Source organism: Pseudomonas sp. P9_35 (genome assembly GCF_034008205.1).
In the GTDB taxonomy this organism is placed as follows: domain Bacteria; phylum Pseudomonadota; class Gammaproteobacteria; order Pseudomonadales; family Pseudomonadaceae; genus Aquipseudomonas; species Aquipseudomonas kilonensis.
This window is the reverse complement of sequence record NZ_CP125373.1, coordinates 1472739-1498589: the sequence shown is the minus strand read 5'-3', so window position 1 is coordinate 1498589 and position 25851 is coordinate 1472739. Positions and strand designations below refer to the sequence as shown.

The following is a 25851-nucleotide window of genomic DNA, read 5'->3' as shown; positions in this document are numbered from 1 at the left end:
GCGCACAGCCGCCATAACATAATGCGCAGACGAAAAGCGCCTGCACTTTATATGGTCGACGCCTGCGCGCCTAGAGGAGTTCGGATTCTCACGTCCGGTCGCTGAATTGGCAGCGACACCCAGAGGCTAGAGCCCCCGCTTCCGACGGACAACCTTAAAAACTTGTCGGAAACTTCGGCGCGTCTGACAGACCACGATCGCTTGCTCAGACAAAAAACGAAATAAAACCGACCTTCATAGAACAACCCATTGATTTTATTGGTTTAGAAGCTCAACAGATCTCATCCAGCCCTGTTTCAAGAATCAAGCTGGCTTGAATTCGTTATTACCGGCAACCATGATCGCCCCGTCACCAGTGAACGCTGGCAGGAGTCTGGGTCCATCCTCGGGTTGACCCAGCCACGCAGACGGGGCCAAGCAAGCTCAGTTGCGTGTCGATTGAGGCCGCCCCCTGGCCGCTCCTAACCTCCATGCGGCAGAAGCGACCGGAGACTATCCGACGCTAAACAGCTCGCTCAGCGGCACTGAGCGTCGAGCGGGCCGAGACAAAATCGACGCTGTCACCCTCGTTGTCGCTGTCTTCCACGATCGGTTCGGGCGTCGACCTTTCGACCAAGGGCAACATTCCCTCCAGCTCATCCGGATGAGCGGGACCGGCGGAAAGCCTGTCCAACGCAGCAGAAGCCTTGTCCGCCAACGGTTGGGTCATCACAGCCGTGGTCACCCAGGCGGCGAGCACCGGGGCCATCGTGGCCGTAACCGTCGCCTTGCCCGCCGCCGCAACCCCCGCAGGCGAAATCCCGGCGCGCCTGGCGGCGTTGACAGCGGCGGTCTGGGCCATGCCGATCGCAGTAATACCGCCGGCCAACGCTCCGAGACCACTGACCAAGCCTGTCGGCGTAACCAAGGCTTGCAGCGATTTGCTGCCATCGCGCATCGCGTCCAGCGGCAGGCTGCCGACCCGCTTCGCAATGCCCATCGCAGCACTCCCTACGCCATAATTCTTGAGGTCCTTGTAACGCTGGTGCCAGTCTTGACGCCCCAGCAGGTATTCCGGACCAATCCGGTGTTTGGATTTATCGATGGAATGTTGCAGGTCATAAGCGGCCATGCCTGAAAGCGGAGAGCCGATGGCAGCTATCACCGAGTCCACCTTGCTGCCCGTTTGCGCATCGACGGTCTTCGTCACGACGGGTTGGATGACCGTGCGCAACACGTTTCGCGCGGAGAAGGTCTGGAACGTCAGGCTGCCTTCGATAGCCTGGGTCGTCAGGCTCGGCTTCACCGCCTGGGCGGCTTCCTGCATGACCGGCTCCAGATCGGCATTTTCGGCCGCCAGCCACTGGGTGTCGCTGGTGGCGCGCTTGATCAGGCCATTGCCAACCGTGTCGGTGGCGCTGCTGACCAGGCCGGCAATGGCCGACAGCGCCAACGGCGCGGTAATCGAGCCATTGCCGGTCACCGCCGGGACGAAGTCCAGCGCGATGGACGCCGCGCCGAAGGGAACCGAACGAAGGAATCCAACAGTGTCATGGGACGCGCGATCCAGCCGCGAGCCTTTGGTCAGCACGGCATCGACGCTTTCCGCAGTTTCCCCGTCATTGGCCAAGGTACGCGAACGATCGTCGATCAATGCTTCGAAGGCCTCGCGATTGGCACCGTTTATATGCGGCTCGAATACCCGGCTGAGCTGGGCCTTGATTGCACCAGTGCGATTTGTCAGGTCCTGTTCAGCCGTGACAGGGCCGATCGGGACGGATACGGCGGTCCTGGTGGTCGATGTCGTTGAATGGGTCGGGAGTGTTTCTTCAGTTTGATGCGTCAGTGGATGGTGCAGTGTCAGGGAGATGGAATCCATGGGCGGGCCTCTTGTACGCAAAAGTGCTGGGTTTACCCGTGCTGTGTGGTCACCTCTTTCCTGTCGGTTCCGCCTCGTCCGATCCGTCGCGACAGTCAAGGCACTGAAAGGAACGACGTGGCATAATCGTCCGCTGATTTTCAGGACGATACCGGGAACGTTTTGGGGGAGCATTCATGCCCAAGGAAAACAAGCACTTACAGCTTTTCGGCATCAAAGCCTGCGATACGATGAAAAAAGCGCGGACCTGGCTCGATGAGCACGCGGTGCGCTATGACTTTCACGATTACAAAACTGCCGGCATCGACCGTGAGCACCTGACCCAATGGTGCAACGAGCATGGCTGGCAAGTGGTGTTGAACCGTGCCGGTACGACCTTTCGCAAGCTCGACGACGAACGCAAAGCCGATCTCGACCAGCCGAAAGCCATCGAACTGATGCTCGCCCAACCCTCGATGATCAAGCGCCCGGTGCTTGACCTCGGTGACCGAACCCTGATTGGCTTCAAGCCAGATATTTATGCGGCAGAGATCAAGTAAGCCTGCCCAGTCCATTTTGTAGAGGTAATTTCATGTCCACTACCCTGTTCAGCCTGGCCTTCGGTGTCGGCACACAAAACCGTCAAGGCGCCTGGCTGGAAGTGTTCTACGCACAGCCGCTGCTCAACCCGTCGGCTGACATCGTCGCAGCCATCGCACCGATTCTCGGCTACAGCGACGGCAACCAGGCCATCACCTTCACTACCGCCCAGGCCTCGCAACTGGCGGAAGCCGTCAAGGGTGTCGATGCCGCGCAAGCCGCGCTGCTGACCCGCCTGGCCGAAAGCCACAAGCCGCTGGTCGCCACGCTGCTGGCCGAAGACGCCCAACTGTCTTCCACGCCTGAGGCTTACCTCAAGCTGCACCTGCTGTCCCATCGCCTGGTCAAGCCTCATGGCCTGAACCTGGCCGGCATCTTCCCTCTGCTGCCGAACGTGGCCTGGACCAGCCAGGGCGCGATCGACTTGAGCGAACTGGCCGAGCACCAGCTCGAAGCCCGCCTGCGTGGCGAGCTGCTGGAAGTGTTCTCGGTGGACAAGTTCCCGAAAATGACCGACTACGTGGTCCCAGCTGGCGTGCGCATCGCCGATGCCGCGCGGGTCCGCCTGGGCGCCTACGTGGGCGAAGGCACCACCGTAATGCACGAAGGTTTCGTCAACTTCAACGCCGGCACCGAAGGCCCGGGCATGATTGAAGGCCGTGTTTCGGCGGGCGTATTCGTCGGCAAGGGCTCGGACCTGGGCGGCGGTTGCTCGACCATGGGCACCCTGTCGGGTGGCGGCAACATCGTGATCAAGGTTGGCGAAGGCTGCCTGATCGGCGCCAACGCCGGCATCGGTATCCCGCTGGGCGACCGCAACACCGTGGAGTCGGGCCTGTACGTGACCGCCGGCACTAAAGTGAAGCTGCTGGACGAAAACAACCAACTGGTCAAAGTGGTCAAGGCCCGCGACCTGGCCGGCCAGCCCGACCTGTTGTTCCGCCGCAACTCCGAGACCGGTGCGGTGGAATGCAAGACGCACAAATCGGCCATCGAGCTGAACGAAGCACTGCACGCCCACAACTAAGCCGCTTCACACCCTCACCTGTGGGAGCGAGCTTTTTTTGTGGGAGCAAAGCTTGCTCGCGATGAACGATGACGCGGTCTCACCGTAAACCGTGTCGCTGCCATCGCGAGCAAGCTTTGCTCCCACAAAAAAAAGCCCGCCCTCACAGGGGCCGGCGTACCTCCAGCAGGGCCCGAAAGCATGTTGATCCAATCCCCCTGGCGCGCCGATTTCCCGGCCATCGCCGCCCTGCAACGGCAAGGCCAGACCTACCTGGACAGCGCCGCGACCACGCAAAAACCCCAAGTTCTATTGGATGCCCTGACGCACTACTACGCCAATGGCGCGGCCAACGTGCACCGGGCGCAACATTTGCCGGGCGCCCATGCCACCCAGGCGTTCGAGGACAGCCGCCTCAAGGTTTCGCAATGGCTCAATGCCGGAAACTGCGGGCAAGTGGTCTTCACCCACGGTGCCACTTCGGCGCTGAACCTACTGGCCTACGGGCTGGAGCATCTATTCAACCCGGGCGACGAGATCGTCATCAGCGCCCTGGAACACCACGCCAACCTGCTGCCGTGGCAGCAACTGGCCGAGCGCCGTTCGTTGACCCTGGTGGTGTTGCCACTGGATGCCGACGGGGTGATCGACCCTGGCGCCGCCGCCGAACTGATCGGCCCACGTACGCGCTTGCTGGCGGTGAGCCAGTTATCCAATGTGCTCGGCGCCTGGCAGCCAGTGCCGGCGCTGCTGGCGCTGGCCAAGGCCCAGGGCGCGCTGACGGTGATCGACGGCGCCCAAGGCGTGGTCCATGGTCGCCATGACGTGGAGGCGCTGGGCTGCGACTTCTACGTGTTTTCCAGCCACAAGCTCTACGGCCCCGACGGGCTGGGCGTGCTGTTTGGCCGTACCGAAGCCCTCGGCAACCTGCGTCATTGGCAGTTCGGCGGCGAAATGGTGCAACAGGCCGATTACCACAGCGCCAGCTTCCGCCCCGCGCCGCTGGGTTTCGAAGCGGGTACACCGCCGATTGCCAGCGTGATCGGTCTGGGGGCGACCCTGGATTACCTGTCCGACCTCGACCCGCAGGCGATCATCGAGCATGAGGCAGCACTGCATGACTACCTGCTCCATGGCCTGTTGGCCCGCAACGGCGTTCGCCTGGTGGGCAACCCGCGCCTGGCCCTGGTCAGTTTCGTGGTCGAAGGCATCCACAACGCCGACCTGGCGCACCTGCTGACCGAGCAAGGCATCGCCGTGCGCGCCGGACATCACTGCGCGATGCCGCTGTTCAAACATTTGAAGCTGTCCGGGGCGATCCGGGTGTCGCTGGCGCTGTACAACGACTCCGCCGATCTCGAACGTTTCTTCGAGGCCCTGGACCAGGCCCTGGAAATGCTCCGATGAACCTGCCCGCCGAGGCCGCCACAGCGCTGCAGATTTTCCAGGAAGCCTCGGGCTGGGAACAACGCGCCCGGCTGCTGATGCGATGGGGCGAGCGTTTGCCGCCTCTGAGCGACGAGGACAAGTGCGATGCCAACCTCGTCCACGGCTGTGAAAGCCAGGTGTGGTTGGTGGGTCAGTTGCACGACGGGCACTGGCGGTTCTCTGCCAGCAGCGATGCGCGGTTGATTCGTGGGCTGGTGGCGTTGCTGTTGGCGCGGGTCAATGGTTTGTCCGCAGACGAGTTGCAGCAGGTGGACTTGCCGGACTGGTTCAATCAGTTGGGATTGTCGCGGCAGTTGTCGCCGTCGCGTAGCAATGGATTGAATGCGGTGTTGAAGCGGATGTTTGAGTTGACTCAGTAACCGCCATCGCGAGCGAGCTCGCTCCCACAGGGGATTTGGGTGTACGCAAATACTGCATTCAGCCAGATCCCCTGTGGGAGCGAGCTTGCTCGCGATGAGGCCATCAATCCCACCCTCAAACCTGAGGCTTGACCCTATCCGCCGGCCGCCGCACGCCCGCCACGATCTTATCCACAGCCTTTGTCGCTGCGACCATGCCGAACGTCGCCGTGACCATCATCACCGCGCCGAACCCACCAGCGCAGTCGAGCTTGACGCCGTCGCCGACAAAACTCTTCTGCAAGCAAATGCTGCCGTCCGGTTTCGGGTAGCGCAGTTGTTCGGTGGAGAACACGCAAGGCACGCTGTAGTGGCGGGTCACGGTGCGGGAAAAGCCATAGTCGCGGCGCAAGGTGGAGCGCACCTTGGAGGCCAGCGGATCGTTGAACGTACGGTTCAAGTCGCAGACCTGGATCAGCGTCGGGTCGATCTGCCCACCCGCGCCGCCGGTGGTGATGATCTGGATCTTGCGGCGCTTGCACCAGGCGATCAGCGCAGCCTTGGCGTTGACGCTGTCGATGCAGTCGATCACGCAGTCGATGTTCGGCGTGATGTACTCGGCCATGGTGTCGCGGGTGACAAAGTCGGCCACCGCATGCACGGTGCAGTCGGGGTTGATCCCACGCAGCCGCTCGGCCATGACCTCGACCTTGGGCTTGCCAACGGTGCTGTCCAGGGCATGCAACTGGCGGTTGGCGTTGCTGACGCAGACATCGTCCAGGTCGAACAGCGAGATCTCGCCCACGCCGCAACGGGCGATGGCTTCCGCTGCCCAGGAGCCGACACCGCCAACCCCGACAATCGCCACATGGGCCGCCCGCAGGCGCTCCAGGCCTTCGATGCCATACAAACGGGCGATGCCGGCAAACCGTGGATCTTCTGTACTCATGACCATTACCCCAAAAACCGGCGCGCATTATAGGGCTTTGCCGTGGCAATTCGAGCTGTTCGCGAATTGAATCCCACCAATTTCCCCTTGTGGGAGCGAGCTTGCTCGCGATAGCGGTGTGTCAGTCAACACCAGCGCTACTGATCCACCGCCATCGCGAGCAAGCTCGCTCCCACAGGTTTTGTGTTCCACCTGTCCCCCGCCAGGGGCCCATGGTGGTCGTTTTGCTATAAGATAACCGCCATTTTGCGCGAGCCAGCCCGCGCCTGCACAAGCCTTGCGTTCACACTATATTCCCGGAGCTTTCATGACGGCCCACGCCGACCTCTCGCCGACCCTGCAACTCGCCTGCGACCTGATCCGCCGTCCGTCCGTGACGCCGGTGGATGCCGATTGCCAGAAACTGATGATGCAGCGCCTGGGCAACGCGGGCTTTACGCTCGAGCCGATGCGCATCGAGGATGTGGATAACTTCTGGGCCAGCCATGGCAAACATGACGGTCCGGTGCTGTGCTTCGCCGGGCACACCGACGTGGTGCCAACCGGTCCGGTGCAGGCCTGGCAGCTCGACCCGTTCGATGCGGTCATCGACGAACAGGGCATGCTCTGCGGCCGTGGCGCGGCAGACATGAAAGGCAGCCTGGCGGCGATGGTGGTGGCGGCCGAACGGTTCGTCGCCGACTACCCGGACCACAAGGGCTCGCTGACCTTCCTGATCACCAGCGATGAGGAAGGCCCGGCCCACCACGGCACCAAAGCCGTGATCGAGCGCCTCAAGGCCCGCCAGGAGCGACTGGACTGGTGCATCGTCGGCGAGCCGTCGAGCACCACGCTGGTGGGGGACGTGGTCAAGAATGGCCGACGTGGTTCCCTCGGCGCGAAGTTGACCGTGCGCGGCAAGCAAGGCCACGTGGCTTATCCACACCTGGCGAAGAACCCGATCCACCTGGCCGCGCCCGCCTTGGCCGAACTGGCCGCCGAGCATTGGGACCATGGCAACGACTTCTTCCCGCCGACCAGTTTCCAGATCTCCAACCTCAACTCCGGCACCGGCGCGACCAACGTGATCCCCGGTGACCTGGTGGCGGTGTTCAACTTCCGCTTTTCCACCGAATCCACCGTCGAAGGCCTGCAACAGCGCGTTGCCGATATCCTCGACAAGCATCAGCTGGACTGGCACATCGACTGGGCGCTGTCCGGCCTGCCATTCCTCACCGAACCCGGTGCGCTGCTCGACGCCGTATCGTCGAGCATCAAGGACGTCACCGGGCGCGAGACCCAGGCGTCCACCAGCGGCGGCACGTCCGACGGTCGCTTCATCGCCACCATGGGCACGCAAGTGGTGGAACTGGGGCCGGTCAACGCGACCATCCACCAGGTCAACGAACGCGTGCTGGCCGCCGATCTCGATGTGCTGACCGAGATCTACTACAAGACGCTGATCAAGTTGCTCGCCTGATGCTCGCCTGCCCGATCTGCAGTGAACCGCTGAACGCGGTGGACAACGGTGTGGTGTGCCCGGCCGGCCACCGCTTCGACCGCGCGCGGCAGGGTTACCTGAACCTGCTGCCGGTGCAGCACAAGAACAGCCGCGACCCCGGCGACAACCAGGCGATGGTCGAAGCCCGCCGCGACTTCCTCAATGCCGGGCATTACGCCCCGGTCGCCCGGCGCCTGGCGGAACTGGCCGCCGAACGCGCGCCCGGGCGCTGGCTGGACATCGGCTGTGGCGAGGGTTACTACACCGCGCAGATCGCCGAAGCGTTGCCCAACGCCGATGGTTATGCCCTGGACATTTCCCGCGAGGCGGTCAAGCGCGCCTGCAAACGCAACCCGCAGCTGACCTGGTTGATCGCCAGCATGGCCCGGGTGCCGCTGGCGGACGGCTGCTGCCAGTTCCTGGCCAGTGTGTTCAGCCCGCTGGACTGGCAGGAGGCCAAGCGCTTGCTCAGCCCCGGCGGCGGCCTGATGAAAGTCGGCCCCACCGCCGGCCACCTGATGGAATTGCGCGAGCGCCTGTACGACGAGGTGCGCGAATACACCGACGACAAGCACCTGGCCCTGGTGCCGCCGGGCATGGTGCTGGATCACAGCGAAACCCTCGAATTCAAGCTGACCCTCGACAGTGGCCAGGACCGCGCCAACCTGCTGGCCATGACTCCCCACGGCTGGCGCGCCAGTGCCGAACGCCGGGCCAGCGTGATCGAGCAGGCCGAGCCGTTCCAGGTCACGGTGTCGATGCGCTACGATTATTTCGTTCTTCAATAACCTTTTGATTCCGGTCCCGGGCAACCGCTCGGGCCCCGTTAAATCCGCGAATGGATTTTTCAAGACCGCAGCGAGGACATCCATGCGCCAACCCGATATCGAGATTTACCTCAAAGACGCCGACGTCGACCACAAGGCCATCGCCGCCTGGCTCGGCCAGGCCCTGGGCCCGTGCAGCGACTGGGTGCAGAAAGGCCAGACCTACAAGTGCAAGGCCGGCAATATTCCCGTGACCTGGCTGCCCAAGGCCGTGGGCAAATGGAACAGCCTGTACCTGGAAAGTGACCAGACCCCGTGGGAAGACGACATCGCCTGCGCCCGCGCCGCCTTCGCCGCACTGAACGTCGAAGTGCGCTGCGCGCCTGGGTCATGGGTTGAGGAAGAAGGTGAGGAATCGGCGGATCGCTGGATTCGCATCAGCGCCGATGGGGAAGAAGAGATTACCTGGAAGACGGCGTGACACCCGTCTCAGGTGCAGCCTAGATCCAAATGTGGGAGCACTGTGGGAGCAAAGCTTGCTCGCGATGGCTGAAGTACATTCAACATTGGTGCAAGCCGACCGGGCGCTATCGCGAGCAAGCTTTGCTCCCACAGGGCATCTACTATGGCTTCCAGCGTGGGGTTACAACCCCACCACATCCTCAGCCTGCAAGCCCTTCTGCCCTTCCACGACCGCGTACTCGACCTGCTGGCCTTCGGTCAGTGAACGGTGGCCTTCGCCGCGGATGGCGCGGTAATGCACGAACACATCCGCCCCGCCTTCACGCTGAATGAAGCCGTAACCCTTCGCGTCGTTGAACCACTTCACACTGCCGGTTTCCCGTGCTGCCATGATGCTCACTCCCATTTTTATTTTTTGAGTCGGCTTTTTCCGCCCAACCGCAAAAGGCAAAGCCGTACGAACTTTAGCCACCACCCGGCCGTCCATAAGGGAGGCCGTGGCAGGCACTGGCCGAGTATATGACACCCGGAAAAACTCTCAACTGACTTTACTTCGGCGCTTTTTTGCCGATTTTCGGCGAATCCGGCACACTGGCGCCCGCCCTATCCCATTCACTCATGCAGAAGCCGTATGACCCGCTCCCCGTTCCGCCGTCTTGTGTTTGGCACCCTGCGCCGACTGTTGTACCTCTGGGTTCGCTCAGAGACGATCAACCAGTCGTCCTTCACCCTCAACCTCGACCGCAGTCGTCCGGTGTTCTACGTCCTGCAAGATCCTTCGCTCACTGACCTGGCGGTGCTCGACACCGAATGCACCAAGGCCGGCCTGCCCCGTCCGGTGCTGCCGGTCTCGGTGGGCAACCTGCTGGAACCGGCGGCGTTTTTCTACCTGACGCCGGCGCCGGACTGGATCGGCCGCCAGGACAAGCGCGGTGCGCCACCGACCCTGACGCGGCTGGTCAACGCCCTCACCCACAACGCTGCCGAAGACGCCCAGATCATCCCCGTCAGCGTGTTCTGGGGGCAGTCGCCCGACAGCGAATCCAGCCCCTGGAAGCTGTTGTTCGCCGACAGCTGGGCCGTCACCGGGCGCCTGCGTCGTCTGTTGAGCATCATGATCCTGGGGCGCAAGACCCGCGTGCAATTCTCCGCGCCGATCCACCTGCGCGAGCTGATCGAACACGACAAGGGCCACGAACGCACCGTACGCATGGCCCAGCGGATCCTGCGGGTGCACTTCCGCAATCTGAAAGCAGCGGTCATCGGCCCCGACATTTCCCACCGGCGCAACCTGGTCAAGGGCCTGTTGAACCAGCCGCTGGTCAAGCAGGCGATTGCCGAGCAAGCCGAGCGGGAAAATATCTCCGCCGAAAAAGCCAAGGCCCAGGCCCTGCGCTACGGCAACGAGATCGCCTCGGACTACACCTACACCGCGATCCGCTTCCTGGAAGTGGTGCTGAGTTGGTTCTGGAACAAGATCTACGACGGCATCAAGGTCAACCACATCGAAGGCGTGCAGAAGGTCGCCCAAGGCCACGAAGTCATCTACGTGCCGTGCCACCGCAGCCACATCGACTACCTGCTGCTGTCGTACCTGCTGTTTCGCAACGGCTTGACGCCGCCGCACATCGCCGCCGGCATCAACCTCAACATGCCGGTGATCGGCGGCCTGCTGCGCCGTGGCGGGGCGTTCTTCATGCGTCGCACCTTCAAGGGCAACCCGCTCTACACCGCTGTGTTCAATGAATACCTGCACACGTTGTTCACCAAAGGCTTTCCGGTGGAGTACTTCGTCGAGGGCGGGCGTTCGCGCACCGGGCGCATGCTGCAACCCAAGACCGGCATGCTCGCCATCACCCTGCGCAGCTTCCTGCGCTCCTCGCGCATGCCCATCGTGTTCGTGCCGGTCTACATCGGTTATGAGCGCGTACTGGAAGGCCGCACCTACCTGGGCGAACTGCGCGGAGCCAGCAAGAAAAAAGAATCGATCTTCGACATCTTCAAGGTCATCGGCGCCCTCAAGCAACGCTTCGGCCAGGTGGCGGTGAACTTCGGCGAACCGATCAAGCTGGCGGAATTCCTCGACGGCGAACAGCCGGATTGGCGCCAACAGGACCTGGGTCCGCAATTCAAACCGGCCTGGCTCAACGCGACCACCCACCGCTTGGGCGAACGCGTGGCCCGGCACCTGAACGAAGCCGCGGCGATCAACCCGGTCAACCTCGTCGCCCTGGCGCTGCTGTCCACCAGCCGCCTGGCCCTGGACGACCGCGCCATGGCCCGGGTGCTCGACCTGTACCTGGCGTTGCTGCGCAAGGTCCCGTACTCGCCCCACACCACCCTGCCCGAAGGTGATGGCCGGGCGCTGATCGAACATGTAAAAGGCATGGACCTGCTGTCGGAACAGAGCGATGCCCTGGGCAAGATTCTGTACCTGGATGAGCAGAACGCGGTACTGATGACCTACTACCGTAACAACGTCCTGCACATCTTCGCCCTGCCGGCGTTGCTGGCGAGCTTCTTCCAGAGCAGCTCGCGCATGAGCCGCGAGCAGATCCTGCGCTACACCCACGCGTTGTACCCGTACCTGCAATCGGAGCTGTTCATTCGCTGGTCGCTGGAAGAACTGGATGGCGTGGTCGACCAGTGGCTCGAAGCATTCGTCGAGCAGGGCCTGCTGCGTTTCGAAAATGACCTGTACCTGCGCCCGGCGCCGAGTTCGCGGCACTTCGTGCTGCTGACCCTACTGTCAAAAAGCATCGCCCAGACCTTGCAGCGCTTCTACATGACCGTCTCGCTGCTGCTCAACAGCGGCCAGAACACCATCAGCGCCGAAGAACTGGAAGACCTCTGCACCGTCATGGCCCAGCGCCTGTCGATCCTGCATGGCCTGAATGCGCCGGAGTTCTTCGACAAGAGCCTGTTCCGCCACTTCATCCAGACCATGCTCGACCTCGATGTGCTGCACCGCGACGAGGCTGGCAAACTCAGCTACCACGAGCTGCTGGGCGAACTGGCCGAAGGCGCGGCCAAGCGGGTGCTGCCGGCGGAAATTCGCCTGTCGATTCGCCAGGTGGCGTTGCATCGCAGTGAAGATGCCGCGGACGTCGCCGTCAGCCCCGACAGTTGAAGGCTGCCGATCACTCACCGAGAAACATGGAACAGTTCCGGTGAGTTTGATCGGGCAGCCAGCGAGTATTCCGACGCTGCCGAGCGGCTAAAGCGACGTCAAACGAAGAAAAGACCTACAGAGAACTCTTGAGCAGGCCTCTAGGATGGGCTCACGTCGATGTCGACGTACTGAAAAGGAATTCAGCATGAGCCTACACACCATTACAGCATCCATTCACCTGCCTGACGGCTATGAACTGCCTGAAAGCGGTGGTACTCACATCAGCTTCACAACACCGCATACCTCCGGTGGCAGTGGCTCCAACCAAATACCTAAAATGCCATGGATCGTCAGCCTGACCGTTGATGGCGATGTTGCCACCAAAGGGGAAGAGTTTTCGCTGAAAGTGCAAATCAATGGCCCGACCCCAGTGTTTCTTGATACCCCACACACCTTCATCTGGAACGGTGGTGATCAGGAAGTTGATGTCAATCTGACCCTTGCGCCCGTGTCGAACACCGAAAACACTCAGCCACTCTCGTTTGGTTCCTGAGTCCGCAACGTTCAATTGGATATGAGGCAACCCCTCCAATCTCTTCGACGCCAGCATGTTGCTGGTGTCATCCAGCGCCACTGACGGCAAAAAACTTAATATAAGGACATTACGATGAACCACTACAACCTTTCTTGCATCGCCCACTACCTGGAAAAAATCAGCCTGGCTCCCAACTCGACTCTCTATGCGTCCCTTGAAGACATCAGTGTCGCCGACGCGCCGGCTGAAACCGTTGCGACTTGCGTGATTAACAACGCCGAAACCGCAGGCCTGGCCTTCGAACTCCTAGTGCCGGCATCGGCTGTCATCGAAAATCATACCTATGTGGTCAGGGCGCGTATCGAAACGGAAGGGGAACTGCGCTTTACCACTAAAATGGATCATACCGTCGACCCTCGCGGCAATTACTTGAAGGCGATCGAGATACTGATGTCTTCGGTTTAATACCTATGCTCCATAAACCCACCTATCAAGAATAGGCAACGTGTTTGGCGTTTGAGTTTCACCCATCGAGGGGTGGAAGAATCGTCTGGGCGGTGATGCTTCGGCTGGATTTTTACCTCTCGATGCTCCAGATTCGCTTTGGCGCCCACACGTTGCCAGGTCAAAGCAAAAAGGAACTTCCAAATGAAAAAGCTCGTTCTGCTCGCATTCTTTTCCTTACTGGCCGCATGCCAATCAGCAACGCCACCCGCCGCCTCCGTCGCGAGCCTCGATGGCGAAGTGTTCTATCTGCAACGCATCGCCCTGCCGCCCAACGCGACCTTGAGCGTGAGCCTGCAGGACGTTTCCCTGGCCGACGCCCCTGCGGTGGTGCTCGATGAGCAGAGCGGCCCGATCAAAGGCCAGGTCCCGCTGCCGTTCCACCTCAGTTATGATCCAGCCCAGGTCAAGCCCGGCCATCGTTATGCCGTGAGCGCCCGCATCGAAGTGGACGGCCAGTTGATGTTCATCACCACCGAACAACACGCCGTGCAACTCGATGGCAAGGATCCGCAGCCGTTGAAGATCCGCGTCAACGCCGCACGCTGATTCCTTTTTCCAACTTTTTCAAGGACGCCATCATGCTTCGCTCAACCTTCCGTTTCACCGGCCTGTGCGCAGGCCTGCTGATCTGCGCCAATGCCATGGCCCTGTCCCTGGGCGACCTGTCGCAAAAAGACGCCACGGGCGGTCTCAAGGACGCCTTGACCCAAGGCGCGCAGGTAGCGGTCAAGCAACTGGGTACCCCCGGCGGCTTCAGCAACAACCCGGATGTGAAGATCGAACTGCCAGGCAAGCTGGGCAAAGTCGCCAGCAAGATGAAAGCCTTCGGCATGGGTGATCAGGTCGATCAACTGGAAACCAGCATGAACCAGGCCGCCGAAGCTGCGGTGGTCCAGGCCCAGCCGATCCTGGTCAATGCTGTGAAGAACATGAGCGTGGACGATGCCAAGGGCATTCTCAGCGGCGGCCAAGACTCCGCCACGCAATACTTGAACAAGAGCAGCCGCGAGCAGATCCGCGCCAAGTTCCTGCCGATTGTCAAGCAAGCCACCGACAAGGTCGGCCTGGCGCAGAAATACAATGCTTTCGCCGGCCAGGCCGCGACCTTCGGCGTGCTGGACGCCAAGAGCTCCAACATCGAAAACTACGTGACCGAGCAGGCGCTGGACGGGTTGTTCGAGATGATCGGCAAGCAGGAAGCCACCATTCGCCAGAACCCGGCGGCTGCGGCGACCAGTTTGGCGAAGAAGGTTTTCGGCACCCTCTAAGCCTCAATCCAAAACAACTGTGGGAGCGAGCTTGCTCGCGATGGCGGTATTGGCTTCAACATCTTGGTTGACTGCTACACCGCTATCGCGAGCAAGCTCGCTCCCACATTGGATCTGTTCTGGCCTCTGTACGCCTCAGGTTTTCTTGACCCTGAACCACGCCGCATACAACGCCGGCAGGAACAACAGCGTCAACGCCGTCGCCACGATCAAGCCGCCCATGATCGCCACCGCCATCGGGCCGAAGAACAGGCTGCGCGACAGCGGGATCATCGCCAGCACCGCCGCCAGTGCGGTGAGCACAATCGGGCGGAAGCGGCGCACCGTCGCTTCTATGATCGCCTGCCAGGGCGTCAGTCCCGCCTTGATGTCCTGTTCGATCTGGTCCACCAGGATCACCGAGTTGCGCATGATCATCCCCGACAGCGCGATCGTGCCGAGCATGGCGACAAAACCAAATGGCTGGCGGAACATCAACAGGAACAGCGTGACACCGATCAACCCCAGCGGCGCGGTAAGAAACACCATGGCCGTGCGTGAGAAACTGCGCAGTTGCAGCATCAGCAACGTCAACACCACCACGATAAACAACGGCACCCCGGCGTTCACCGATTTCTGGCCGCGGGCCGAATCTTCTACCGTACCGCCCACCTCCAGCAGGTAACCGTCCGGCAGCTGCGCACGAATCGGCTCCAGGGTCGGGAAGATCTGCTGTACCAGGGTTGCCGGTTGTTCCTTGCCGTAGATATCGGCCCGTACCGTCACGCTCGGCAAGCGGTTGCGGTGCCAGATCACGCCTTCTTCGAAACCGTATTCCAGGGTCGCGATCTGCGACAGGGCAACGCTCTTGCCGTTGTCGGTCGGCACCGCCAGGCTTGGCAGCAACGACAGTTCGGTGCGCTCATGCACCGTGCCACGCAGCAGGATTTCGATCAATTCGTTGTCTTCCCGATACTGGCTGACGCTGGAGCCAGTGAGGGAGCTGCGCAGGAAACTCGCCAGGTTGGCAGTGCTCACGCCCAGGGCTCGGGCACGGTCCTGATCGACGTTCAGGTACACCACCTTGCTCGGCTCTTCCCAGTCCAGGTGCACATTGGTCACGTAAGGGTTTTCGCGAACTTTCGCCGCCACTTTGCGCGCCAGGGCGCGAACCTTTTCGATGTGCTCGCCCGTGACGCGGAACTGCACCGGGTAGCCGACCGGCGGGCCGTTTTCCAGGCGCGTGACCCGCGAGCGCAGGGTTGGGAACTGTTCGTTCAGGGTCGCGATCAGCCAACTGCGCAAAGGCTCGCGGTCTTCGATGGTCTTGGCCAGCACCACGAACTGGGCGAAGCTGGACGCCGGCAGTTGTTGATCCAGCGGCAGGTAGAAGCGCGGTGAACCGATGCCGACGTAGGCCACGTAATTGTCGATGCCCGCGTGGTCCTTGAGCAGCGCTTCAAGGCGCTTGACCTGCTCGGCGGTGTTGTTCAGGGAGGCGCCTTCCTGCAGCTTCAGGTCAACCATCAGCTCCAGCCGCCCCGATGCCGGGAAGAACTGCTGCGGCACGAAACGGAACAACACCACCGAGCCGACGAACAACAGCACGGTCAGGATGATGACGGTTTTGCGGCGACGCACGCACCACTCCACCATCCGCCGGACACGCTGATAGAACGGCGTGCCGTAAGGGTCGGTCTGGCCGTCAGCCGTGCCATGTTTGGCCGCGTGAATTTTCGCCAGGTCCGGCAGGAGCTTTTCCCCCAGGTACGGCACAAACACCACCGCAGCCACCCAGGACGCCACCAATGCCAGGGTCACGACCTGGAAAATCGAACGGGTGTATTCACCGGTGCCCGATTGCGCAGTGGCGATTGGCAGGAAGCCGGCCGCGGTGATCAACGTACCGGTGAGCATCGGGAACGCCGTGCTGGTCCACGCAAAGCTGGCGGCCTTGATCCGGTCGAAACCCTGCTCCATCTTGATCGCCATCATCTCCACGGCGATGATCGCATCGTCCACCAGCAACCCCAGCGCCAATACCAGCGCGCCGAGGGAAATCTTGTGCAGGCCGATGCCCAGGTAGTACATCGCGGCAAACGTCATTGCCAGTACCAGCGGGATCGCCAGGGCCACTACCATCCCGGTGCGCAGCCCAAGGGAGAAGAAGCTCACCAGCAACACAATCGTCAGCGCTTCCACCAACACCTGGACGAACTCACCGACCCCGGTCTTCACCGCCGCCGGCTGGTCCGACACTTTGCGCAATTGCATGCCGGCCGGGAGCGTGTCCTGGATCCGGGCAAAATCGACCTCGAGGGCCTTGCCCAGCACCAGGATGTCACCACCTTCCTTCATGGCCACGGCCAGGCCGATGGCATCTTCCCCCATGAAACGCATGCGTGGCGCCGGTGGGTCGTTGAACCCCCGGCGCACATCCGCCAGATCGCTGATGCGGAACGTACGATCGGCGACCCGGATCGGGAAGTTGCGGATCTCTTCCACGGACTGAAAATTCCCGGAAACCCGTAGCTGCAATCGCTCGCTGCCGGTTTCGAAGAAGCCGGCGGTCGATACGGCGTTCTGCTCTTCAAGGGCCTGCTGGACCGCCGCCAAGGGCAGGCCGAGGGTCGCCAGCTTCACGTTCGACAGCTCGATCCAGATCTTCTCGTCCTGCAAACCGAGCAGTTCGACCTTGCCCACGTCCTTGACCCGTTGCAACTGGATCTGGACGCGGTCGGCGTAGTCCTTGAGCACGGCGTAGTCGAAGCCGTCACCGGTCAGTGCATAGATGTTGCCGAAGGTGGTGCCGAATTCATCGTTGAAAAATGGCCCTTGGATACCCGGCGGCAAGGTGTGGCGGATGTCACTGATCTTCTTGCGGATCTGGTACCACAGCTCGGGGATCTGCACCGAATGCAGGGAGTCGCGGGCCACGAAGGTCACCTGGGACTCGCCCGGACGGGAGAACGAGACGATCCTTTCGAAATCGCCGGTTTCCATCAGTTTCTTTTCGATGCGCTCAGTGACCTGTCGCGAGACTTCCTCGGCCGTGGCGCCCGGCCAGCTGGTGCGGATGACCATGGCCTTGAAGGTGAACGGTGGGTCTTCGCTCTGGCCGAGCTTGGTGTAGGAAAGCGCGCCAACGATGGCCAGCAACAGCATCAGGAACAGTACGATCTGGCGGTTGCGCAGCGCCCATTCGGAAAGATTGAAACCCATCGGGGATTACTCCTTGGCCGTCAGATTGACCACGCGGTTGGAGCGATCCACCGGCCGCACCTGCTGGCCGTCGAGGAGCACATGCACACCGGCCGCCACCACCCAGTCATCGGGGCTGAGGCCTTCCAGCACCGGAACGGTCTTTTCGCCGAAGGCGCCGACCCGCACCGGGACTTTCTTCAGGGTGTTATTGGCGTTAACGACCCAGACATACGTCGCGCCGTTTTCAGCCGTCAGGGCCGACAACGGTACCGACAGCGGCACCTTGTCGGCGGTCTGGACAAACACCCGCGCGCTCTGGCCCAGCTCGGCCGGAACACTGCCGGCGGTGAAGGCCACGCGGGCGGCGAAGGTGCGAGACTTGGGGTCGGCGGCCGGCGACAGCTCGCGAATGTGTCCGCTGAAACGCTGATCGGGCTGGCTCCACAGTTCGACCGAAACCGGCTGGCCGATCTTGAACCGGCCGAAACCCTGCTCCGGCAGGCTGATCAGCACTTCACGCTCGCCGTCGGTGGCCAGGGTAAAGACGGTTTGCCCGGCCGACACCACCTGCCCGACTTCCACCGAACGCCGGGCAACCACGCCATCCTGGGGCGCACGCAATATCGAATAACTGGCCTGGTTGTTGGCGACATCGAACTCGGCCTTGATCTGCTTGAGCCGCGCGGTGCCAGAGCGGTAAAGGTTTTCGGCGTTGTCGTACTGGGAGCGGCTGACCATCTGCCGTTCCATCAAGGTTTTGTAGCGGTCACGCTCGGCCCGCACCAGGTTCAGGTTGGCCTCCGCGGCGGCGACCTGGGCACGGGAGGCTTCCAGTTGCAGGCGCACATCTTCGGGATCGAGTTCAGCCAGCGGCTGATTGGCCTTGACCCGCTGGCCCTCTTCGACCAGTCGTCGACTCACCTTGCCGCCAATCCGAAAGGCCAGGTCGGGCTCGAAACGTGCTCGCACTTCACCGGGGTAACTGTCCATCGCCTGGGCTGAAGGCTGTGGTTTCACCACCATGGCGGGGCGCACGGCGACCGGGACCGGTTCGTCATGACCGCACGCAGACAATAAAAAAGCCAGGGTGATTGGCACGGCGAGGGGCAGGGCATAGCGGAACATGGCGAGTGACCTTTCGCTAATGGTGCTTGGAATAATTATACTGGCGAGTATGTTATTAATAGCAAACTCACCAGTCCAGTATTAAAGCGAAGAAATGTCGAACAATCCTCCAATCCCTTCCGGCCCTGGCCGTCCCAAGGACCTGGCCAAGCGCCAGGCCATTCTCGACGCGGCGAAACGCTTGTTCCTGAGCATGGGTTACGCCAGTACCAGCATGGACGCCGTCGCTACCGAGGCCGGGGTCTCGAAGCTGACGGTCTACAGTCACTTCAACGACAAGGAGACGCTGTTTTCCGCTGCCGTGATCGCCAAGTGCGAAGAACAGGTGCCGCCGCTGTTTTTCGAATGGCCGGACGGCGTTCCGATCGAACACGTGCTGCTGAACATCGCCCGTGGCTTTCACCAGCTCGTCAGCAGCGAGGAATCGTTGAACCTGCATCGGCTGATCATGGCCCTGGGTAGCCAGGATCCGAAGCTGTCGACGATTTTCTACGAAGCAGGCCCACAGCGGATGCTCTCAGGCATGGAGCGGCTGCTGAGCAAGATCAACCAGAGCGGTGCCCTGAGCATCGATAAACCGCGCAATGCTGCCGAGCATTTCTTCTGCCTGATCAAGGGCGCGGCGAATTTCCGGTTGTTGTCTGGCTGCGGCCCGGCCCCGGAACCGGAAGCCGCCGAGGCTCATGTGCAGGAAGTGGTGGGGTTGTTCATGCGGGCCTATCGGCCTTAGCTCGACCGGTAGCCTTTCGCTGGCTGGCAGGGCCTCATCGCGAGCAAGCTCGCTCCCACAGGGTTTGATGAACACCACAAATCCAATGTGGGAGCGAGCTTGCTCGCGAAGGCGATACCACAGACAAACCGCTATCGCGAGCAAGCTCGCTCCCACAGTTTGATCGAGGGTGTTCACAGATTCTGTGTTCACCACCGCCCTTTGTGGGAGCGAGCTTGCTCGCGATGCAGGCGACACGGCCTCAGGGCTTGAGCGCTTTCTTGGGGTAGATGTCGTAGCGACTGGATTTGCCATCGAGCCCATGGCTTGGCTTCGGCCCTTCGATACAGGGGGCCTTGCGTGGGCGCTTGACCACCACCCGGTGAGTCGCCAGGGCCAGGGCCGCGGCGAGCAGTGCCGGGGCGTCCGGGTCATCGCCCACCAAGGGGCGGAACAGGCGCATTTCCTTCTTCACCAGGGCGGTTTTCTCCCGATGGGGAAACATCGGGTCCAGGTAGATCACCTGGGGCGGCTCGCCTTCCCAGTTGCGCATCACCTCGATGGAGTTGCCCTTGAGCAAACGCATGCGCGCCACGATCGGCGCCACGTCGAAGTCCTCCGCCGCGCGGGCCAGGCCATCCTCCAGCAGGGCTCCAATCAGCGGTTGACGCTCGATCAGGCTCATTTCGCAGCCCAGGCTGGCCAGCACAAACGCATCCTTGCCCAACCCGGCCGTGGCATCCAGCACCCGCGGACGCACACCTTGGGCAATGCCGACCGCCTTGGCGATCATCTGGCCGCTGCCGCCACCGTACAAACGACGATGGGCCGCTCCGCCCTCAACGAAGTCCACCCGCACCGGTCCTGGCGCGTCCGGGCCCAGTTGCTGCAACTGCAACCCCTGCTCGCCAATCTGCAAGGCAAACTCGCCATCGTCCACTTGCAAAGGCAGGCCAAGCCGCTCGGCCCAGTGCTCGGCCTGCGGTTGGAAGGCCGGGGCCAGGGCCTCGACATGGATGCGGCAGACTGCGGGTTGCTCACTCATGGAAGTTGTTCATTCTTGGAAACATGCTCAAAAAATTAAGGATCGGCAAAAACGGCCGATAACAACGGTGAACGGCATTTTGCCAGAGCTGAGCGTCGACCGAGAAAAATGTCAGACATTCAATCCACATCGATAGGCGTTATCTCCCCTTACGGCGATTACAGCCTGCGTAACACCCAAGCGCTGAGCGGCGTCAGTCACCTGTGGCAGGATTTTTTTGCCCGGGCCCTGGCCGATCAACTGGGTGATAACGCACCGGCACCTGGCAGCTACCAGCCAGTGGCCCTCGATGAGGCCGTTGAACCGACCCTCGGCGCCGAGTTGCTGGAACACATCGTCAGCCAGCGCACCTGCGAAGTGACCGAAACACCGGTCAAGCCGCCTGAGCCACTGTTCCTGCCCATCGCCGAATTCGAACTCGATCTGCTGGACAAGCCCTTCCCGCCTTTCCCAGCGGAAGAAATCGCCGCCCAGCAAAAACAGCAGACCTTCGAAAGCAACTGGGTTCGCCCACTCGTCCTCACCGCCGGCCAACCGCTGCCGGAGCCCGGCCCGGCACCGCAACCGCGCCCACTGCACCTGCCAATCGCCGAGTTCGAACTCGACCTGCTGGACAAGCCGTTCCCATCCTTCCCGGAAGAGGAATTGGTGGCGCAGCAGAAACAACTGGACTTCGACACCCGCTGGGCACGTCCGATCGTGCTGCAGAACCTGCGTATCGCCGCTTAAATCAACGACAGATCCACCATGGCCCCACGTCCAGATGAAAATGGTTGCGGTGCGCCGCGTTGTAATCCGGGCTCAAGACCACACTGAACATATCGCAGGCGCCGTCGCGGGCCTGACGCAAAAACCGCGCATCGGCATCGTCCTTGGGCCAGTCCTTGAGCACGCTGACCGTGCGCCCATCGGCCAGGCGAAACCCGGCGATGTCCAGCGCACTGGCGGTGGCATGCTGGCTGCGCGCCCCGCTCTCACGACCGTACATGTTGCGACAGGCGAAACTGCCGAGGTGATCGACTCGCGCCACTTTCTGCCCGTAGACCGCCATTGCCGCCGGCTGCAACCCATGGCGCTCGAACAGCGCGAAGGCCACGGCCAGCGGGCAACTGGCGAGAAAACTGCTGCTCAGCGCCACTTCACCGCCCTGCACCCTCAGCACGTTGGTCAGCGGGCAATCTGTATTGGCCCCGCTGTCAGCCTGGCGAGCGGTGCGCAACCCCGAGGTCGCGAGGGCCTGGTCGCACAGCTGCCGGTCGTTGCGCAGGGCCATGAGCTTGAAGCGGGTCAGCAGGTTCGGCGCAAGGTTGACGTCCAGGGGCGCCCAGGGATTCCATTGGGGCGGCACAGCCACCCAGCCGCGCCATACCCCCAGCACCGCGACGCCAACGAGCAGCGCCACTACAGCAAGAACTTTCAAAAACCGCACGACGTTGCCTCGGGCATCAACCCTTGAAAAATTGGTTGGCCTGCTTGAACGGCATCGAGCGGCGCGTGAAGGTGAACGTGCCCTGTTGCTGGATTTCTTCGGCGGCGCGGAAGAACTCGCCATACGCGGCCAGGGCCAACGCCGATCCGACGCTGATGCGCTTGACGCCCAACTCGCTCAACTGCGCGACGGTCAGGTCCAGCGCCCCGGACATCAGCACGTTCACCGGTTTCGGCGCCACGGCCCGCACCACTGCAAGCACTTGCTCGGCGCTGCTCAGCCCCGGGGCGTACAACACGTCGGCCCCCGCGTCTGCGAAGGCCTTCAAGCGGCGAATGGTGTCGTCCAGGTCCGGATTGCCGTGCAGGAAGTTCTCCGCCCGGGCCGTCAGCAGGAAGGGATACGGCAAGCTGCGCACGGCGTCCGCGGCGGCCTTGACCCTCGCTACGGCATGGTCGAAGCAATAGATCGGGCTGTCTTCGCGCCCCGTGGCATCTTCGATCGAACCACCCACCGCACCAGCCTCTGCCGCACGGAGCAGGTTACGCGCGCAATCGTCGGGGGCATCGGCAAAACCGTTCTCCAGGTCAACGGCCACGGGCAGGTCGGTGGCCGCCACAATCGCCCGCACATTGGCCAGCGTGTTCTCCAGGCCCAACGCGCCATCGGGCCGGCCCAAGGAAAAAGCGTGGCCGGCACTGGTGGTCGCCAGGGCTTCAAAGCCGAGGCTGGCCAACATCTTGGCCGAACCGGCATCCCACGGGTTGGGAATGACAAAAGCCCCTTCACGTTCGTGCAAGGCCTTGAACGCCTGGGCTCGACGAGTTTGCGCATCCATGTAGTTCGCTCCTGAAAAGAGAGTGTTGGCCTCAGAGCAAACCCAGTTGCTCGGCGGCGGGCTCTCTATATAGCTCAGGCAGGGCCGGCAAGCCAGGCAAACGACACATCAGGCGAGTGTGGAAGCGCTGCGCGAGTTTCGCTGCCAACAGGTTGTCGGCGGTGTGCAGGAAGATATAGGGCGTGCGCCCTTCTTCGATCCATCCGGCGATTTTCTCTACCCACGGCGTCAGGAACGGCTCATTGGCTTCCAGCACCGGATGCCCGATGAAGCGCACTTGCGGACATTGGGTGAACGCCGCAGGCCGGGGCGGCACGCGGGGCTTTTTCGATTGCGCGTGAAGCACCGCAGGATCAAGCGAGGTGCAACTGAACAAGGCCCGGGGATCGAGACAGATGCGTTCGACACCACGATCAAGCAACAGGCGATTGAGGCGCCGTTCGGCATCGCCCTTGGCGAAGAACTCATCGTGACGGACCTCCACGGCCAACGGACGCTGCAAGGCGTCGATGAACCCTGCCAGTTCCGGCAACCGATTCGGGGTGAAGGCCTTGGACAGTTGCAGCCAGTACGGCGAGACGCGCTCACCCAAGGGGCTGAGCAGCTGCAGGAAGGTTTCGGTGGCCACCAGGCGCTCACGCAAGTCGCCGTTGTGGCTGATGTCACCGGGAAACTTGGCGGTGAAGCGAAAGTGCTCGGGCATGATTTCGGCCCAGCGCTGGACCGTGGCCGCAGATGGGCTGGCGTAGAAGGTCGTATTGCCTTCCACGGCATTGAACACTTGGGAATAGAGATTCAGAAAATCGGTGCTTTTCGCGTCCTGGGGATAGAGATAATCACGCCAGGCGTTTTCGCTCCAGGACGGACAGCCCAGGTAGTAAGGCAAGACCATCAGATATAGAGATCGAGACCCAGCACTTCCATATCCCAATCGACGAAACCGGCGGTGCTCAGGTAGCTCGCCAGGGCCGTGGCGACACTGCGGCTCATCGCACGGTGGTAAAGCATGTCTTGCTGGCGGGCGGGAAGATTGCTCAGGCGTTGCGCGGAGGCTTTGGCGGCGCGAGCAGCCAGTTGCTCTTCAGACGGAAACTCCAGTTCGCCATCGATATCTTCATCGAAGGACTCTTGCTCAGCGACTTTGCCTGCACGAGGCTTGCGCTTGATGGGATAGGACTGGGACGAAAAGCCGTCTATACGCATAACAGAATGCTCGGTATCAATGATGGCAATTTAGCGGCACTTTCGCAGCCGCGCAAATGCGCAAGTGATAACTAGAACACATAAAGTCCAAAAGGTTTAAAAACGGGCTGAAAAAAGTGACGACTGGCAATATTGGGTGTGACTTTTGGGGGCGAAACTGACTTTTGTGAGAACACCACTTTGGCGGCGAGCAATGCCTTTGTGGCGAGGGAGCTTGCTCCCGCTGAGCTGCGCCGTAGGAGCTGTCGAGTGCAACGAGGCTGCGATCTTGTCCCGAACAATTGAATCGAAAGCGAAAGATCAAAATCAAAAGATCGCAGGCTACGCCAGCTCCTACAGGGCCCAGCGGGAGCAAGCTCCCTCGCCACAACTGTGCCCACTTGGGAGTGTGGTCAAGCCTGGGTTTACCGCTCGGATTTTGGCGTGGCGACTTTGTCCCGCAGGTAAACGGGTTGCGCATCATCGGCCACAATGGCTTCACCACGGGCCCAGGCGAAGCGGGCCAGGGTCAGCAGGTCTTCGGCGTGAGGCAGCAAGGTGGCGTCCTGGCCACTGAGGTTGACGGCGATGCGCTCGCCGTAGCCCCAGCCGGTACCGGCACCGAACCAGTCGCCATCGGCGCCGCTCGGCAACGCCGCCGCTTCGGGCGGCAATACCGCTTCAGCACCGACCAGGCGCATTTCCCCGTCGGTTTCGCGATAGCAGCCCCAGTACACCTCGTCCATGCGCGCATCGATGGCCGCTGCGACTTGGCGGGCGCCTTGTTCGCGCAAGGCGCGCTGGGCCAGCACTGCCAGGTTCGACACCGGCAACACCGGCCGCTCCAGGGCAAACGCCAGCCCTTGCACCACACCGATGGCGATGCGCACGCCGGTAAAAGCCCCCGGCCCGCGACCGAAGGCAATCGCGTCCACTGCCTGCAAGGTCGTCCCGGCATCGCTCAGCAGTTTCTGGATCATCGGCAACAGTTTCTGCGCGTGCAGGCGCGGGATCACCTCGTAATGGCTCGTGACCTTGCCGTCGTGCAGCAAGGCAACGGAGCAAGCTTCAGTCGCGGTGTCCAGGGCCAGCAAGGTACTCATCGATGTGTCCGTAAATCAGGTGGAAAAAAGTGCGCCAGTATAAACAACTACGGCCCGCAAGCGGGCCGTAGTTGATGCAACTGATCAGACTTTTCAGCTCAGCGCTTCGAGCACCTTGCCGGTGATCGCATCGACCGAGCCAACGCCCGGGATGTGGCTGTACTTCGGCTTGCCCTGAGCAGCCGACAGGTTCTGGTAGAACGCCACCAGCGGCTTGGTCTGGGAATGGTAGACCGACAGGCGATGACGCACGGTTTCTTCGGTGTCGTCCTTGCGCTGCACCAGCTCCTCACCGGTGACGTCGTCCTTGCCCGCGACTTTCGGCGGGTTGTAGACGGTGTGGTAGACACGGCCGGACGGCTCGTGGACACGACGACCGGCAATGCGCTGGACGATCTCTTCGTCGTCGACCGCGATTTCGACCACATGATCGAGCTCAACACCGGCAGTCACCAGGGCTTCGGCCTGGGGAATGGTGCGCGGGAAGCCATCGAACAGGAAGCCGTTGGCGCAATCGGCTTGAGCGATACGATCCTTGACCAGGGCGATGATCAGGTCATCCGACACCAGGCCGCCGGCATCCATGATGCCCTTGGCTTGAACGCCCAGTGGAGTGCCCGCCTTGACCGCGGCACGCAGCATGTCGCCAGTGGAAATTTGCGGGATACCGAATTTTTCGGTGATGAACTTTGCCTGAGTACCTTTACCGGCCCCGGGAGCTCCCAGCAGAATGACGCGCATCGATGTGCTCCTCAATTTTTTATGTAAAACGCTCGGATTCGCCTCGTGGGGCCAATCTTCGAAAAACAGGATCGTGACCGCCCAAACGGCCAAAGGCTGATCAAGATACACAGCAGGCCCGACCCACACAAGCCGCCGAAAGTCGGAGGAACCCGCGCCCGATACGACCTTCGGAGGGGGTGGCGA

Annotated in this window: 26 protein-coding genes; 14 read left to right on the top strand and 12 right to left on the bottom strand. The window is 61.8% G+C overall.

What is annotated here, in order from left to right; all coding sequences use genetic code 11:
- Nucleotides 1-502 precede the first annotated feature (502 nt).
- Nucleotides 503-1858, bottom strand: a complete 1356-nt coding sequence (locus QMK47_RS06510) for a type III effector protein RopAA (protein ID WP_258690431.1) — start codon at nucleotides 1856-1858, stop codon at nucleotides 503-505.
- A 176-nt stretch (nucleotides 1859-2034) separates the two neighbouring features.
- On the opposite strand from QMK47_RS06510, the gene QMK47_RS06505 reads away from it, so the two are divergent.
- The 4 genes from QMK47_RS06505 (at nucleotide 2035) to QMK47_RS06490 (ending at nucleotide 5251) form a co-directional block, all read left to right on the top strand.
- Complete coding sequence (locus tag QMK47_RS06505) at nucleotides 2035-2397, top strand: ArsC family reductase (protein ID WP_014336784.1); 363 nt, start codon at nucleotides 2035-2037, stop codon at nucleotides 2395-2397.
- A 32-nt stretch (nucleotides 2398-2429) separates the two neighbouring features.
- On the top strand, nucleotides 2430-3464 hold the full coding sequence (dapD, locus tag QMK47_RS06500; protein ID WP_253471857.1) for a 2,3,4,5-tetrahydropyridine-2,6-dicarboxylate N-succinyltransferase: 1035 nt from the start codon (nucleotides 2430-2432) through the stop codon (nucleotides 3462-3464).
- Nucleotides 3465-3644: 180 nt separating this feature from the next.
- On the top strand, nucleotides 3645-4850 hold the full coding sequence (locus QMK47_RS06495; RefSeq protein WP_214511378.1) for an aminotransferase class V-fold PLP-dependent enzyme: 1206 nt from the start codon (nucleotides 3645-3647) through the stop codon (nucleotides 4848-4850).
- The gene (locus tag QMK47_RS06490) at nucleotides 4847-5251 is read left to right on the top strand and encodes a SufE family protein (protein WP_320389967.1); all 405 of its coding nucleotides are present in this window, start codon (nucleotides 4847-4849) and stop codon (nucleotides 5249-5251) included. The genes QMK47_RS06495 and QMK47_RS06490 overlap by 4 nt, the downstream gene beginning before the upstream one ends.
- A gap of 115 nt (nucleotides 5252-5366) precedes the next feature.
- Here QMK47_RS06490 and tcdA read toward each other — a convergent pair whose 3' ends face one another.
- Entirely contained in the window at nucleotides 5367-6179 is an 813-nt protein-coding gene (gene tcdA / locus QMK47_RS06485; protein WP_003198205.1) for a tRNA cyclic N6-threonylcarbamoyladenosine(37) synthase TcdA, read from the bottom strand.
- Between the two features lie 307 nt (nucleotides 6180-6486).
- Here tcdA and dapE point away from each other — a divergent pair, with 307 nt between their 5' ends.
- The 3 genes from dapE (at nucleotide 6487) to QMK47_RS06470 (ending at nucleotide 8907) form a co-directional block, all read left to right on the top strand.
- A complete protein-coding gene (dapE, locus tag QMK47_RS06480) occupies nucleotides 6487-7638 on the top strand; it encodes a succinyl-diaminopimelate desuccinylase (RefSeq protein WP_014336780.1) in 1152 nt (383 codons plus the stop codon).
- Nucleotides 7638-8447, top strand: coding sequence for a putative RNA methyltransferase (locus QMK47_RS06475; protein ID WP_003198202.1), 810 nt, complete (start codon nucleotides 7638-7640; stop codon nucleotides 8445-8447). Before dapE ends, QMK47_RS06475 begins: the two co-directional genes overlap by 1 nt.
- Before the next feature lie 82 nt (nucleotides 8448-8529).
- Nucleotides 8530-8907 (top strand): hypothetical protein, encoded by a 378-nt coding sequence (locus tag QMK47_RS06470; protein WP_003198200.1) that lies wholly within the window; start codon nucleotides 8530-8532, stop codon nucleotides 8905-8907.
- Between the two features lie 162 nt (nucleotides 8908-9069).
- Here the strand turns inward: QMK47_RS06470 and QMK47_RS06465 are convergent, their stop codons facing one another.
- Complete coding sequence (locus QMK47_RS06465) at nucleotides 9070-9279, bottom strand: cold shock domain-containing protein (protein WP_003198198.1); 210 nt, start codon at nucleotides 9277-9279, stop codon at nucleotides 9070-9072.
- Nucleotides 9280-9519: 240 nt separating this feature from the next.
- On the opposite strand from QMK47_RS06465, the gene plsB reads away from it, so the two are divergent.
- The 5 genes from plsB to QMK47_RS06440 all read left to right on the top strand — a co-directional run bounded on the left by plsB (nucleotide 9520) and on the right by QMK47_RS06440 (nucleotide 14310).
- Nucleotides 9520-12018 (top strand): glycerol-3-phosphate 1-O-acyltransferase PlsB, encoded by a 2499-nt coding sequence (gene plsB, locus QMK47_RS06460; protein WP_258690429.1) that lies wholly within the window; start codon nucleotides 9520-9522, stop codon nucleotides 12016-12018.
- Between the two features lie 187 nt (nucleotides 12019-12205).
- Nucleotides 12206-12553: a hypothetical protein gene (locus tag QMK47_RS06455; protein WP_024617053.1), complete on the top strand. Its 348-nt coding sequence runs from the start codon at nucleotides 12206-12208 to the stop codon at nucleotides 12551-12553.
- A gap of 114 nt (nucleotides 12554-12667) precedes the next feature.
- Nucleotides 12668-13000: a YbaY family lipoprotein gene (locus QMK47_RS06450; RefSeq protein WP_253471844.1), complete on the top strand. Its 333-nt coding sequence runs from the start codon at nucleotides 12668-12670 to the stop codon at nucleotides 12998-13000.
- 183 nt (nucleotides 13001-13183) lie between these two features.
- Nucleotides 13184-13588 (top strand): YbaY family lipoprotein, encoded by a 405-nt coding sequence (locus QMK47_RS06445; RefSeq protein WP_018603764.1) that lies wholly within the window; start codon nucleotides 13184-13186, stop codon nucleotides 13586-13588.
- A gap of 32 nt (nucleotides 13589-13620) precedes the next feature.
- On the top strand, nucleotides 13621-14310 hold the full coding sequence (locus QMK47_RS06440; RefSeq protein ID WP_258690427.1) for a DUF4197 domain-containing protein: 690 nt from the start codon (nucleotides 13621-13623) through the stop codon (nucleotides 14308-14310).
- 135 nt (nucleotides 14311-14445) lie between these two features.
- Here the strand turns inward: QMK47_RS06440 and QMK47_RS06435 are convergent, their stop codons facing one another.
- Both QMK47_RS06435 and QMK47_RS06430 read right to left on the bottom strand, forming a co-directional pair.
- Entirely contained in the window at nucleotides 14446-17511 is a 3066-nt protein-coding gene (locus tag QMK47_RS06435; protein ID WP_253471842.1) for an efflux RND transporter permease subunit, read from the bottom strand.
- 6 nt (nucleotides 17512-17517) lie between these two features.
- Entirely contained in the window at nucleotides 17518-18618 is a 1101-nt protein-coding gene (locus tag QMK47_RS06430; protein ID WP_214511370.1) for an efflux RND transporter periplasmic adaptor subunit, read from the bottom strand.
- Nucleotides 18619-18712: 94 nt separating this feature from the next.
- Between QMK47_RS06430 and QMK47_RS06425 the strand changes: the two genes are divergently transcribed.
- Nucleotides 18713-19348, top strand: coding sequence for a TetR/AcrR family transcriptional regulator (locus tag QMK47_RS06425; RefSeq protein ID WP_253471840.1), 636 nt, complete (start codon nucleotides 18713-18715; stop codon nucleotides 19346-19348).
- Between the two features lie 241 nt (nucleotides 19349-19589).
- On the opposite strand, the gene QMK47_RS06420 is transcribed toward QMK47_RS06425, so the two are convergent.
- The gene (locus QMK47_RS06420) at nucleotides 19590-20372 is read right to left on the bottom strand and encodes a class I SAM-dependent methyltransferase (RefSeq protein ID WP_214511368.1); all 783 of its coding nucleotides are present in this window, start codon (nucleotides 20370-20372) and stop codon (nucleotides 19590-19592) included.
- Nucleotides 20373-20480: 108 nt separating this feature from the next.
- On the opposite strand from QMK47_RS06420, the gene QMK47_RS06415 reads away from it, so the two are divergent.
- Nucleotides 20481-21101, top strand: coding sequence for an energy transducer TonB (locus tag QMK47_RS06415; RefSeq protein WP_253471838.1), 621 nt, complete (start codon nucleotides 20481-20483; stop codon nucleotides 21099-21101).
- Nucleotide 21102: 1 nt separating this feature from the next.
- Here the strand turns inward: QMK47_RS06415 and QMK47_RS06410 are convergent, their stop codons facing one another.
- From QMK47_RS06410 to adk, 6 genes are all read right to left on the bottom strand, one after another.
- Nucleotides 21103-21801, bottom strand: a complete 699-nt coding sequence (locus QMK47_RS06410) for an extensin family protein (protein WP_320389966.1) — start codon at nucleotides 21799-21801, stop codon at nucleotides 21103-21105.
- Nucleotides 21802-21817: 16 nt separating this feature from the next.
- The gene (locus QMK47_RS06405; RefSeq protein ID WP_258690424.1) at nucleotides 21818-22639 is read right to left on the bottom strand and encodes an isocitrate lyase/PEP mutase family protein; all 822 of its coding nucleotides are present in this window, start codon (nucleotides 22637-22639) and stop codon (nucleotides 21818-21820) included.
- A 31-nt stretch (nucleotides 22640-22670) separates the two neighbouring features.
- Nucleotides 22671-23531, bottom strand: a complete 861-nt coding sequence (locus QMK47_RS06400; RefSeq protein ID WP_320389965.1) for a DUF72 domain-containing protein — start codon at nucleotides 23529-23531, stop codon at nucleotides 22671-22673.
- On the bottom strand, nucleotides 23531-23842 hold the full coding sequence (locus tag QMK47_RS06395) for a hypothetical protein (RefSeq protein WP_214511363.1): 312 nt from the start codon (nucleotides 23840-23842) through the stop codon (nucleotides 23531-23533). Before QMK47_RS06395 ends, QMK47_RS06400 begins: the two co-directional genes overlap by 1 nt.
- Before the next feature lie 404 nt (nucleotides 23843-24246).
- Nucleotides 24247-24924 carry a tRNA (adenosine(37)-N6)-threonylcarbamoyltransferase complex dimerization subunit type 1 TsaB gene (gene tsaB / locus QMK47_RS06390; protein WP_214511362.1) on the bottom strand — a complete coding sequence of 226 codons (678 nt, stop codon included), beginning with the start codon at nucleotides 24922-24924 and terminating at the stop codon, nucleotides 24247-24249.
- Between the two features lie 93 nt (nucleotides 24925-25017).
- A complete protein-coding gene (gene adk, locus QMK47_RS06385) occupies nucleotides 25018-25665 on the bottom strand; it encodes an adenylate kinase (RefSeq protein WP_214511361.1) in 648 nt (215 codons plus the stop codon).
- Nucleotides 25666-25851: the final 186 nt, after the last annotated feature.